This window comes from Flavobacterium sp. CBA20B-1 (assembly GCF_028473145.1).
GTDB lineage: Bacteria > Bacteroidota > Bacteroidia > Flavobacteriales > Flavobacteriaceae > Flavobacterium.
On record NZ_CP092370.1, the window covers coordinates 1,409,870 to 1,422,337 of the forward strand.

General features: G+C 36.3%; 9 protein-coding genes. 5 read left to right on the forward strand and 4 right to left on the reverse strand.

Annotation, left to right across the window (positions count from 1 at the left end; all coding sequences use genetic code 11):
- The first annotated feature begins 141 nt into the window (after positions 1 to 141).
- Complete coding sequence (locus tag MG290_RS07010; protein WP_264563102.1) at positions 142 to 2,487, forward strand: TonB-dependent receptor; 2,346 nt, start codon at positions 142 to 144, stop codon at positions 2,485 to 2,487.
- A gap of 18 nt (positions 2,488 to 2,505) precedes the next feature.
- A complete protein-coding gene (locus MG290_RS07015; protein WP_264563103.1) occupies positions 2,506 to 2,955 on the forward strand; it encodes a DUF4625 domain-containing protein in 450 nt (149 codons plus the stop codon).
- A 110-nt stretch (positions 2,956 to 3,065) separates the two neighbouring features.
- Here the strand turns inward: MG290_RS07015 and mscL are convergent, their stop codons facing one another.
- The gene (gene mscL, locus MG290_RS07020; RefSeq protein ID WP_264563104.1) at positions 3,066 to 3,509 is read right to left on the reverse strand and encodes a large conductance mechanosensitive channel protein MscL; all 444 of its coding nucleotides are present in this window, start codon (positions 3,507 to 3,509) and stop codon (positions 3,066 to 3,068) included.
- A gap of 58 nt (positions 3,510 to 3,567) precedes the next feature.
- The gene (locus MG290_RS07025) at positions 3,568 to 5,994 is read right to left on the reverse strand and encodes a bifunctional UDP-N-acetylmuramoyl-tripeptide:D-alanyl-D-alanine ligase/alanine racemase (protein WP_264563105.1); all 2,427 of its coding nucleotides are present in this window, start codon (positions 5,992 to 5,994) and stop codon (positions 3,568 to 3,570) included.
- Positions 5,995 to 6,104: 110 nt separating this feature from the next.
- Here MG290_RS07025 and MG290_RS07030 point away from each other — a divergent pair, with 110 nt between their 5' ends.
- From MG290_RS07030 to dnaG, 3 genes are all read left to right on the forward strand, one after another.
- Positions 6,105 to 6,905 (forward strand): sulfite exporter TauE/SafE family protein, encoded by an 801-nt coding sequence (locus MG290_RS07030; protein ID WP_264563106.1) that lies wholly within the window; start codon positions 6,105 to 6,107, stop codon positions 6,903 to 6,905.
- Between the two features lie 76 nt (positions 6,906 to 6,981).
- Positions 6,982 to 8,391, forward strand: a complete 1,410-nt coding sequence (locus MG290_RS07035; protein WP_264563107.1) for an MBL fold metallo-hydrolase — start codon at positions 6,982 to 6,984, stop codon at positions 8,389 to 8,391.
- Between the two features lie 364 nt (positions 8,392 to 8,755).
- Positions 8,756 to 10,723 carry a DNA primase gene (gene dnaG / locus MG290_RS07040; protein WP_264563108.1) on the forward strand — a complete coding sequence of 656 codons (1,968 nt, stop codon included), beginning with the start codon at positions 8,756 to 8,758 and terminating at the stop codon, positions 10,721 to 10,723.
- Between the two features lie 66 nt (positions 10,724 to 10,789).
- On the opposite strand, the gene MG290_RS07045 is transcribed toward dnaG, so the two are convergent.
- Both MG290_RS07045 and nadE read right to left on the reverse strand, forming a co-directional pair.
- On the reverse strand, positions 10,790 to 11,533 hold the full coding sequence (locus tag MG290_RS07045) for a tetratricopeptide repeat protein (protein ID WP_264563109.1): 744 nt from the start codon (positions 11,531 to 11,533) through the stop codon (positions 10,790 to 10,792).
- Positions 11,534 to 11,625: 92 nt separating this feature from the next.
- Positions 11,626 to 12,432: an NAD(+) synthase gene (gene nadE, locus MG290_RS07050; RefSeq protein ID WP_264563110.1), complete on the reverse strand. Its 807-nt coding sequence runs from the start codon at positions 12,430 to 12,432 to the stop codon at positions 11,626 to 11,628.
- Positions 12,433 to 12,468 lie beyond the last annotated feature (36 nt).

Below are 12,468 nucleotides of genomic sequence, written 5' to 3' on the forward strand. Positions count from 1 at the left end.
GCAATTTTGGTTATTTAATCAGTATATATTCCCATTCATCACTTCGAGTAATGAAATGGATTTTTTACATATAGTTTTCAACTTCGTTTAAACTTACGAATAACCAATTCAATCATTTACAAAAATTAAAAAGCTCACAAAATGCGTTTATTATTAACGATTGTTTTGTGTATGTTGGGCTATGGCGCTTTTGCACAATATCAATTATCGGGTGTTGTGAAAAATGTTGATGGCAAAAGCATACCAAACAGTCATGTTGATTTAAGTAGTAGTTGTGTGGATACTGATGTTTCTGGATATTTTCAATTCACCAATCTTAATAGCGGAACTTATACCTTAAAGGTTTCGGCAGATGGGTATGGTGTTTATCAGGAGAAAATTCAGTTGCATCAATCCAAACAAATCACCATTGTTTTAAACGAAGAAGAAACTTTGGAAACTGTTGTAATTCATACCGCACAGCAAAAAGCTTACAATCAGCAAAAAGTTACACAGAAATATCTTCAGGATAATTACAGCAACAGTTTGGCAAAAACCTTGTCAAACGTTGTTGGGTTAGATGCCGTTACCGTTGGTTCGCAAACCGCAAAACCTATGATGCGCGGTTTGGGATTCACCCGTTTGGCTGTTACCGAAAACGGTATTAAACAGGAAGGACAGCAATGGGGCGCCGATCACGGTTTGGAAATTGGCGCTTTAACCACAGAAAGTGTTGAGGTTATTAAAGGTGTGGGCACTATCACGCACGGGTCGGACGCGATTGCGGGTGTGATAGAAGTTAACAACGAAATAATTCCAACCGATGGTTTTAAGGCACAATATCTTACAACGGCTCAAAGTGTAAACAAATCGTGGGCAAATGCACTGAATATGTCATACAAAAAAGGGCAACATTTTTACAAATTAAAAACATCATACACCACATTTGCCGATTTTGAAGTTCCGGTTGATGAAATCAGGTATTTGGGAACCAAAATTCCGTTGACCAATGGAAACATGACCAATACTGCTGGAAACGAACTATCGGTTTATGGGCAATGGGGTTATTTGAAGGATGATTTTCAAAGTATTTTAAGCATCAGTCAGTTTCAAAATAAATCGGGCTTTTTTGCAGGTGCACACGGAATTCCGTCTGTGAATGATGCCAAACCCGATGGAAACAATCGAAACATCGGCATGCCTTATCAGCAGGTAAATCATACCAAAGTAACCTATCATGCCAAATGGATGAACACACATAGTATCTGGGATTTTAAGTTTGGTTTTCAACGCAATCACCGTCAGGAATACAGCTTGTTTCATTCGCATTATTCCGATCAAGTTCCGCCTGAAATCGACCCTAATTTAGAGTTAGATTTTAAATTGAATACGCTAAATGCCGAATTATCGTACAAAAAAGACTGGTTGTTAGATCATACCACTATTTTAGGGGTTCAAACTCAGTATCAAACCAATGATATTGCAGGTTACAGCTATTTAATGCCAGAATATGACCGATGGAATATAGGCTTTTTTGGCAAACACAATTTGGATTTAGCAACCGATTGGAGATTGGAATTAGGCGCACGATATGATGTTGCCCATGTAAAAGTTGTCGGTTTTTTTGATGAAGTGTTGTTTGATTATTTGTCGCAACGCGGCACACCAGAAGATCAGGCATTACAAAATGCGCAACGCGCTGTACCATTATCTAAAGATTTTTCAAGAGGAAATGTAGCTTTTGGCGTATCGCACCAAATTTCCGAAGATTGGGACGCTACGTTTACTATTGCATCAAATTTTCGATTTCCAACGGCAATGGAATTAAGTTCGAACGGAATTCACCATGGCGCTTTTCGTCACGAACAAGGAAATCCGAATTTAGATGTAGAAAAAGGCTGGGCTTTTGATTTAAGTCAGCATTTCCATAAAAATAACTTTAAAATAAACGCAAGTGCTTATTTATATTATTTCACTAATTATATCTTCTTAAAACCAACGGGCGCGTTTTCAATTTTGCCACACGGCGGTCAATTATACAAATACGACCAATCAAAAGCGATGCTTACCGGTTTAGAAGTTGATGCGCATTACCAGTGGAACAAATTTGGTTTCCAGGCACAGGCGGCATATTTATACAATAAGCAAATTAGTGATTCGGGTGTTGATTATCCTTTGCCGTTTTCAACCCCAATTAATGGACAATTTAATGTACAATACCGTTTAAAAGACGGTAGTTTGTTGCAACAAAATGCGTTTCAAATAGGAACAAAAACAGCGTTGCAGCAAAACAGAATTGCCCAAAACGAAGAAGTAACGCCGGGTTATACCATTGCAAACGCTCAATTTAGTTCAGCACTAAATTTTAAAGGTTTTAAACCACAAATTCGTTTGCAGGTAAACAATGTTTTTAACACGGTTTACTATCATCACAACAGTTTTTACCGCGCTTTGGATATTCCAGAGTTTGGCAGAAACATTCAAATTTTTATAACAATACCTATTTAATTTAAAAAGAAATCAATCATGAAAAAATTAGTAAGTTTAAGTTTTGCATTAGTAAGTTTAATAGCAATTTCATCATGTTCAGACGATGATGCAATGGTAGATACAACAAAGCCAACAGTTGAAATTTTAGCACCCACAGACCATCAGGAAGTAGAACCGGGTTCGGTTTTAAACATTAAAGCCAATTTGGCAGACAACGTGGGCTTGGCAAGTTATAAAATCGAAATTCACTCGGCAGAAGACGGTCATGAACATAAAGCAAAGCAACTTTTAGCGACCGACTTTGAGTACACCAGCGTGCAAGAAGTATCTGGAAATGCTACAAGCCACAGCGTGGACCACAATGTTTCGATACCAACAGATGTTGCTGAAGAACACTATCATGTAGGCATCACAGTGATTGACGTGAACGGAAATCAAAATCAACAGTTTGTTGAAGTTTTTATAGGTCACGATCATCAGCATTAATAGATTCTGAACACTTGTTAAATACATGAATTTTTAGATTCTCATAATAAAAAAGCCTCAAAAAAATATTTTTTTTTGAGGCTTTTTAAACTTAGTATTCTTCTCCCTTACTACTGCTGTTTTCTTAATAAATCGCGAATATCTGAAAGCAATTCTTCTTGTGTTGGCCCTTTTGGAGCTTCTGGCGCAGCTGCTTCTTCTTTTCTTTTTAAACGATTAATTCCTTTAACCAATAAAAAAACTGCAAAAGCAAGCAACATAAAATTAATTGCTACTGTAATAAAATTACCATAAGCAAAAACCACAGCATTCTCAACGGCTCTAGCATCTGCCAATGCCATCCCTTCATTAATACTACCTGTTGGATCTTTTAGAACCGTGTACATATTTGTGAAGTCTGGAGAACCAATTACCGCTGAAATTAGTGGCATTACCAGGTCTTTTACAACACTATCAACAATTTTACTAAATGCACCGCCAATGATTACCCCAACTGCCAAATCCATTACATTGCCTTTCACAGCAAATTCTTTAAATTCTTTTAAAAATCCCATAACAAACTATTTTTTTAATTTATTTAATACGAAATTACAATTTTAAGTTAAAAACCAATTACTCTTTATAAAAAATTCGCTTTACTCGATGCGAAATAGAGGTCATTACTTCGTAAGGAATTGTATTCCAAATTTTTGCTAATTCAGTAATTCGTAAATCATTTCCAAAAACAACCACCTCATCGCCTTGGTTTGCATTTATATCGGTAACATCAACCATTAACATATCCATACAAATAGTGCCTGCAATAGGTGCTTTTTGGTGATTTATCAGTACAAAACCGTTTCCGTTTCCATAGCTTCTTCTGATTCCATCGGCATATCCTATTGGAATGGTCGCTATTTTGCTTTTTCTGTTTGCAATGAAGCGTCGGCCATACCCAACCGTTTCATTTACATCCACTTCATTTATCTGCAAAATAACGGTTTTTAATGTAGCTACATTTTGCAGCTGTGCGTCTTCTTCCGCATCGTTTCCCACACCATACAAGCCAATACCCAAACGCACCATATCCATTTGGTAAGCACCAAAATGATAAATGCCCGATGTGTTTAAAATGTGTAAAATCGGATGAATTTGTAATTCTTCTTTAAGATAAGCCGATTCTATTTGAAAACGTTCGATTTGCTGCAAAGTGAACTGTTTTTCTTCTGGCATATCGCTGGTTGCCAAGTGCGAAAATATGCTGGCAACCTGTACTAGATTGGTGTTTTGAAGTAATTCTATTAATGCTGAAAAATCTTTCTGAGTGAATCCCAAACGATTCATGCCGGTGTTTAATTTTAAATGCACCGGATATTGAAACAGATTGAAATTTTCTGCAATTTGAAGAAAAGCTTTCAATTCGTGCAAATTATAAATTTCGGGTTCCAAATTATAAGCAATCATAGTAGAAAAAGCCGAATTTTCGGGATTCATCACAATAATTGGCAATTTAATACCGGCTTTTCGCAACTCTACGCCTTCATCGGCAAAGGCTACACCCAAATACGAAACTTGATGATGTGCCAGCAGTTTTGCGATTTCATAGCTGCCGTTTCCGTATCCAAAAGCTTTAACCATAACCATTATTTTGGTGGTTGGTTGCAGTTTTGATTTATAAAAATTAAGATTGTGACTAATGGCATCTAAATTGATTTCGAGAACCGTTTCATGGGTTTTCTCTTCTAATTCTGAAACAATTTTTTCGAACTGGAAACTTCGAGCGCCTTTAATCAACACAGTTTCATTCCTAAATGCTTTTAAATTGAAATCATTCAAAAACGTTTCGGTATTGGGATAACTTTGGAATTGAGAAATATTTTTCAGGTGTGATCCAATCTGGTTTCCAATGCCAATTACGCGTGTCACATGATTTTGGGTAAGCAACTGCCCTACTTTTTGATACAACACTTCGGGGGTAAATCCGCTTTGAAAAATATCCGACAAAATCACTGTTTTTTGCTGATACATTTTTTGTTGTTCCAAAAAATCGAGTGCAATTTTTAGTGATTGATAATCGCTGCTGTAACTATCATCTATCAACAAACAATCGTTTATTCCTTTTTTAACCTGAAGACGCATTTGCACGGTTTGCAACTTTGGAATTGCTTGAATGATATACGTTTTATCAACCTTTAAAAACAACAAAACGGTTATACAAGTGGCAATATTTTCAACCGAAGCTAAATCGGTAAACGGCAAATTCACCTGAAATGTCTCCTTTTCAAATTGAACCTTAAGCACGGTATCATTCCTTTCAAAAAAAACATCGGCTTCTTTGATAAAGCTCCATGTAAACCATTTTGGGTTTTGTGGTTTGTTGGCAGCAATTAAATGGGTTTGTTCACTAATTAAAACATCGGCATTTTTAAAAAGCTTTACTTTTTCTTGTAATTTTTCTTCTTTCGATGAAAAGCCTTCATTGTGTGCCGGACCAATATTGGTTAAAATACCAATTGTAGGCTGAATTACAGCTTCGAGAAATTCCATTTCGTTGGGTTGTGAAATGCCTGCTTCAAAAATACCTAAATTGTGCTCGTCATTAATCGCAATCACCGAAAGCGGCACTCCTACTTGCGAATTGTAGCTTTTAGGACTTTTAATGATATTGTAAAAAGGCAACAGCAACTGGTTTAACCATTCTTTTACGATGGTTTTTCCGTTGCTTCCAGTAATGCCTATCACGGGGAAATGATAGTTTTTTCTGTAAAAAGCCACAAAGTTTTGCAAAGCCCGTAAGGTGTTTTTTACTTTAAAGATAACGGCATCGGCAGGCAACGAAATATTTTGCGAAACCACAAAATACCGCACTCCGTTTTGGTACAAGTCGTTTAAATAATCGTGGGCATTGTGATTGTTTCCTTTCAGGGCAAAGAAAAGCGTGTGAGCAGTGTTTCGCAACGAACGCGAATCTACCGAAATATCTAAAACCGAGATTTCATCAGTTGCAACTGTATCCACCACTTGTAAAACATTCGCTAAAACGGTTGTTTCAATTTTCATAATCCATTAAAATAGAATCAAAGGTAACAAGATATTTTTGTAAAAATGATTGAAAATTTCGCTTTGTTAAGCAATGATATTATCGTAATTTGCAAATTCTTAAACAATTTATGCACGACATACATTTTTATATTGGTTTAATATTGGCGTTGTTTATTGGCGTAACCCTAGGTTTGGTGGGCAGTGGCGGCTCTATCTTAACTGTGCCTATTTTAGTGTATGTAGTAGGGATTGATCCATTGCTTGCTACAGCCTATTCGCTTTTTATTGTAGGAAGCACCTCGGCAGTGGGAAGTGTTAAAAACACCATTGAAAAAAATGTAAATTTTAAAATTGTATTGCTTTTTGGCATTCCCTCGTTGTTGGCAGTATTTTTCACCCGTTCCCAATTGGTACCTTTATTGCCCGATGTAATTACGTTGAGCAACAATGTGAGCTTATCAAAATCGAAATTAATCATGATTGTGTTTTCGGTTGTCATGTTTGCTGCTTCGTCTAAAATGATTAAAAAACCACGACAAAAAAACTTAGCCACACCAAAAATCGTAACATCGGCAATACCTTTAATCACGCAAGGTTTACTCATTGGAACCGTATCGGGTTTAGTGGGTGCAGGCGGCGGCTTTTTAATCATTCCCGTATTGGTGTTTTTTGCCAATTTACCCATGAAACAAGCCATAGGCACTTCCCTGACCATTATTGCTATTCAATGTTTAATAGGTTTTACGGGCGATTTAATGCAACATGCTATTGATTGGATTTTGGTATTATCATTTTCAGCTATTTCGATATTGGGATTATTTATAGGAAATCGCTTGTCAAAAAGAATTATCGACGGAAATTTACGCATGATTTTTGGCTGGTTTATATTAACCATGTCTGTTTATATATTGATAAAAGAGTTGTTTTAGCACAGATGATGCTTATCATATTCAGCAACAAAGAAATTTAGTACTTTTGCAATTACGAATGTTTATCGTTTAAATTATGAAGATAGAACAAATTTATACCGGATGCTTAGCTCAAGGGGCATATTATATTGAAAGTGAGGGCGAAGTAGCAATTATTGATCCTCTACGAGAAGTGCAACAATATATTGATAAAGCACAAGCAAACAATGCTACCATAAAATATATTTTCGAAACGCATTTTCATGCCGATTTTGTAAGCGGGCATGTAACCCTTTCTCAAAAAACGGGCGCACCAATTGTGTACGGACCAACCGCAGAACCAACCTTCAAAGCGCATATAGCAACCGATGGTGAAGTTTTTAAAATTGGTAAACTAAGTCTTATTGCCTTGCACACTCCCGGGCACACCATGGAAAGTACCACTTATTTGTTGCGCGACGAAAACGGTAAAGACCATGCAATTTTTAGTGGCGACACCTTATTTTTAGGCGACGTAGGCCGACCCGACTTGGCGCAGAAAGCAGCAAGTATGACGCAAGAACAATTGGCAGCAACTTTGTTCCACAGCTTGCGAACCAAAATTATGCCGTTGGCAGATGAGGTGATTGTATATCCGGCACACGGAGCTGGATCGGCTTGTGGAAAAAACTTAAGCAAAGAAACAGTAGGAACTTTAGGCGAACAAAAACGCACCAATTATGCCTTGCGCGCCGATATGACCGAAGCGGAATTTGTGGCAGAAGTGACCGATGGTTTATTGCCTCCTCCCACTTATTTCCCTGAAAATGTGCGACTGAACAAAAACGGTTATGAAGCTATTGATACCATTATTGAAAAAAACAAAGCTTTTTCAGCTGTGGAATTTAAACAAGCTGCAAGCGATGCATTGATTTTAGATGTGCGCGATGCCGATAGTTTTGGAAAAGCACATATTCCTGGCGCTATTTTTATTGGGATTGATGGCGGATTTGCTCCTTGGGTGGGATCTTTGATTACCGATATCAACCAACCAATTGTTTTGGTAACTCCAGAAGGTCGCGAGCAGGAAACCATTACGCGTTTGGCTCGTGTGGGTTATGATAACACTTTGGGATATTTAGCAGGCGGCATGCAAACTTGGATTGACGCCGGTTTTGAAACCGCTTCTATTGGCAGAATCACCGCTAATGAGTTGGAAACTTTGATGAATAACGGCGAAGAATCGGTTATTGATGTGCGCAAACCAGGCGAATACAGTTCGGCACATATTGCCAACGTACCAAACCTTCCGTTAGATTTTATTAACGACCATGTTGCCGATTTTCCATCGCAAAAAACAACCTATCTGCATTGTGCAGGCGGTTACCGCTCTATGATTGCAGCTTCTATTTTAAAAGCACGCGGTTTTCATAATATGATTGATGTAATTGGCGGTTTCGGCAAAATTAAAGAAACCAACCTACCAATTGTAACACAAGAATGCGAAAGCAGTTGTAGTACGAAATAAAAGTAAACGCCTCGATATTTTCGAGGCGTTTCTATTAGTATATTTTATTAGTAAGTAATATTTTCTTTAAATTCAATTACCTCCAATATGTGGACGCGTTCCATTTCTCTACATTAAATTACATACGAGTTTGTAGTTTGCTTTCTCCAGATAATATATATTACTGTAGTTTAATATATAACGAATAAGTATTTAATGAATCTGTCAATGATTAGTTTTGGAGGTAATTGTTTTTAAATTTAGTAAAAAAACATTCTTCTTTTTCTAACGAATAACGAATTTAACAATAAATATAAACTTTACTATTCAAAAACATATTTATCCTTTTCTCTTTCATCTTTACTCAAATCTTTATATTTGCAGTATGATTAAAAAAGAAACTATAGACGCAATTTTCGAGGCTGCCCGTGTGGAAGAAGTCATTGGCGACTTTGTGCAGCTGAAAAAATCGGGCAGTAATTACAAAGGTTTAAGTCCGTTTGTAAATGAAAAAACGCCGTCGTTTATGGTTTCGCCTGCCAAGCAAATCTGGAAAGATTTCTCTTCGGGCAAAGGTGGCAATGCCATTAGCTTTATTATGGAACACGAACATTTTTCGTATCCCGAAGCCTTGCGTTACCTTGCCAATAAGTATCAAATCGAAATTGAAGAAACCGAACAAACCGATTTAGAAAAACAAGCCTTAAACGAACGCGAAAGTTTGTTTGTGGTTTCCGAATTCGCCAAGAAATATTTTCACGATGTGTTGCTAAAAACCGATGAAGGCTTGGCAATTGGTCATTCGTATTTTAAAGAGCGTGGTTTTACCGAAGAAACTATTAAAACCTTTCAATTGGGATACTCACCCGATCAATGGGATGCTTTTACGAAAGAAGCTTTGGCGAAAGGCTATCAATTAGAATTCCTTGAAAAATCCGGATTAACGATTGTAAAAGACGACAAAACCTTTGATCGTTTTAAGGAAAGAGTCATGTTTCCTATTCAAAGTATGAGTGGCCGTGTGTTGGGTTTTGGCGGACGAATTTTAACCAACGATAAAAAGGCAGCGAAATACCTCAACTCACCCGAAAGCGACATCTATCATAAAAGCAAAGTTTTGTACGGTATTTTCCATGCAAAACAAGAAATTGCTTCCAAAGACAACTGTTATCTGGTGGAAGGATATACGGATGTTATTCAAATGCATCAGGCAGGCATAAAAAACGTGGTGGCTTCGTCTGGAACCGCTTTAACGCCCGATCAAATCCGATTGATTAACCGATTAACCAAAAATATTACGGTTTTGTTTGATGGCGATGCTGCCGGAATGCGTGCATCTTTACGAGGGATTGATCTTATTTTGGAAGCTGGAATGAACGTTCGCGTTTGTACGTTTCCAGATGGCGATGATCCCGACAGTTTTGCCCGAAAAACGCCGATTGATGAATTGCAGCATTATTTAAAAGACTACGCTACCGATTTTATTCGGTTTAAAGCGAATTTGTTGATGAAAGATGCTGGCAATGATCCAATTAAAAAGGCCGATGTTATTCGCGATATCGTGGTTTCTATTTCTAAAGTACCTGATCATATCCAGCGCGAAGTTTATGTGCAAGAATGTGCATCGATCATGGATATTTCAGAAGATGTTTTGTTCAGCACGTTGGCGCAAATCGGTAAAAAAGAACTGCAAGAAGCCAACAAAAAATTTGTTCAGGATAAAAAAATGGAAGTGGTTCGCCCTGAAGCGGATCAACCGAAAGAACAAGTCAATATTATCTATCTTTTAGAGCGTAAAATCATTGAAATTTTGCTGATTTACGGTAATTATGAAGAATTGTTTAACGAGTATGAACTTACTATTGAAAACGAAAAAGTAGTTACCCGGGAAAAACGTGTGAAACGCAAAGTGTTTGATAAAGTCTTTTTAAGCTTGCAAGAAGATGAAGTGGAAATGAGCAATGAAAAATTCAAAGCCATTTTTAAAGACATTCTTTCGTTTTACCACACCAATGAAAGCTGGAATTTAGAAAGTTATTTACAGCAAGTAAAACCCGAATTAACAGATGAAATTACATCGATTATTATGGATGAAGAACGTTATAACCTGCACAGTTGGGAAAAACAGAACATTATCGTGAAAGGGAAAGATTTGGGTGTGCAGCAATATGTAAACGAAACTATTTTAACGCTTCGTTCGTATTTGATTTTTGATATAATTGAAGATTTAAAAAAACAAATTCACGAAAACCCTGAAAAAGCACGTGATTTATTAGCCGATATTGTTGATTATAACAATTTAAAACACACTTTTTCTACCCAACTAGGAAGAGTAATGTCGAGGTTTAGTTAAAATCTGAAACTTCTATTATTTCTGTTTTAACTGAGTATACTTTTATTCCTAATTTATCAATTGCTTCTATATATTTTTTAGAAACAAATAGTTCTGTTGTATCATTTTTAAACTGCTTCCAGAAATACTAATACTCCCTGAAACGTTTACATGATACTTTTTTAATATTGATATTAAACTATCAGTATTTGTTGTTTTTATATAAACTTCATCTTCTGATTCGAATTCACCAGCTCCGCTACCTTGATAAAATTCAAATTCATTTCTAAAAAATTCAAGGTGTTCTCTATTGTTTTCAGTTAACCAATCTAATTTCAAAGCTTTATTAAGTCGGTTTACTGCTTGTTCCTTTTTCCCAGACAAAGTTTCTAACATTGCGTAATTTACAAGATCATTCAATTCCAATTCGTTATTGATATTTGCAGGTAATTTTGTTAATGCAAGTGCTTTCTTATAATTTTCAATTGCTTTATTCGTTTGCTTGCTATAATCGTAAAGGTTACCTTTTGTTTGATAAAAATTCATGGTGTTTTTTTGTTCTGATGGAATTTTATCTAATATTTCAAAGGCTTTATTTAAACTATCCTGTTCAGTATAAATACCAATTAACTGATGTCTTACTGAAAAATCTGTCGGATCAATTTCCAAAGCTTTTGCAAGATGTTCTTTTGCCTTTTCAAGATCATTATTCATTCTGTAATCAATTGCTTTGTTATTCAGTTCAACTGCGAGTTTTTTGTCTGCTTCCGAAATTGATTTTTTACATCCAAGAAATATTAAAGCTAAAAGTAAAATATAATTGTATTTCATATTGGTTATCTTAATTAAATTACATCTAAACAACTCTGCCAAAGTTTAAAACTTTGGTAGAGTTTTATTTAATAGAGCTAAAAAAAATCCTCCTAAAACTTTACCTCATCAGTAATTTCACAAACCGGAATCGGGTTCATTTTATGTTGATTGATTGTATGTAAACGCTTGTAAATCTTAAAAACTTCTAATTCACGTCCTGTTAAATCAGCTTCGGTTTTCCCAGCAGCATCGGCATGCATTGCCGCTTCTAGCTCATCATAATTCGCGCCTAACTGATCTTCGTCTGAACGATCATCGCCAAACAAACCATCGGTAGGTTTTGCTTTGATGATATTTTGCGTAATTCCTAAATAAGCTGCCAAAGTTCGCACTTCCGATTTCATTAAATCGGCAATCGGACTTAAATCAACCCCGCCATCACCGTATTTTGTAAAAAATCCAACACCAAAATCCTCTACTTTATTTCCTGTTCCGGCTACCAAAAACCCGTTGATTCCTGCGAAATAATACAAAGTAGTCATGCGTAAACGGGCACGCGTATTGGCTAAAGTTAAATTTTGTAACGTTTGGTTTTCGGTTTTTGGCAAATTATCGCTCATTAAATCGAAAGTAGGTGTTAAATCAGCAACGGTATCACGTACATTTGGATATAAATCTTTTAAAAAAGCAATATGCTCTTTCCCGCGCGATACCTGACTTGCAGCCTGATGTATCGGCATTTCAACACACAACGTAGGCAAGCCGGTTTTAGCACATAAAGTGGAAACCAAAGCAGAATCAATTCCGCCCGAAATTCCCACCACAAAGCCTTTCACTTTGGCTGTTTCAGCATAGTTTTTTAGCCATTGAACAATATGATTTACTATTTTTTCAGAATTTAATTTTTTATATTCCATTGCAATTTTCGTTTAAGTATCTTTGTGCATTAAAAT

What these genes read in the sequence shown, in the direction of transcription:
- MG290_RS07010 (WP_264563102.1), top strand. Translation starts at nt 142, where the DNA reads ATGCGTTTATTATTAACGATTGTTTTGTGTATGTTGGGCTATGGCGCT.
- MG290_RS07015 (WP_264563103.1), top strand. Translation starts at nt 2,506, where the DNA reads ATGAAAAAATTAGTAAGTTTAAGTTTTGCATTAGTAAGTTTAATAGCA.
- mscL (WP_264563104.1), bottom strand. Translation starts at nt 3,509, where the DNA reads ATGGGATTTTTAAAAGAATTTAAAGAATTTGCTGTGAAAGGCAATGTA.
- MG290_RS07025 (WP_264563105.1), bottom strand. Translation starts at nt 5,994, where the DNA reads ATGAAAATTGAAACAACCGTTTTAGCGAATGTTTTACAAGTGGTGGAT.
- MG290_RS07030 (WP_264563106.1), top strand. Translation starts at nt 6,105, where the DNA reads ATGCACGACATACATTTTTATATTGGTTTAATATTGGCGTTGTTTATT.
- MG290_RS07035 (WP_264563107.1), top strand. Translation starts at nt 6,982, where the DNA reads ATGAAGATAGAACAAATTTATACCGGATGCTTAGCTCAAGGGGCATAT.
- dnaG (WP_264563108.1), top strand. Translation starts at nt 8,756, where the DNA reads ATGATTAAAAAAGAAACTATAGACGCAATTTTCGAGGCTGCCCGTGTG.
- MG290_RS07045 (WP_264563109.1), bottom strand. Translation starts at nt 11,533, where the DNA reads ATGAAATACAATTATATTTTACTTTTAGCTTTAATATTTCTTGGATGT.
- nadE (WP_264563110.1), bottom strand. Translation starts at nt 12,432, where the DNA reads ATGGAATATAAAAAATTAAATTCTGAAAAAATAGTAAATCATATTGTT.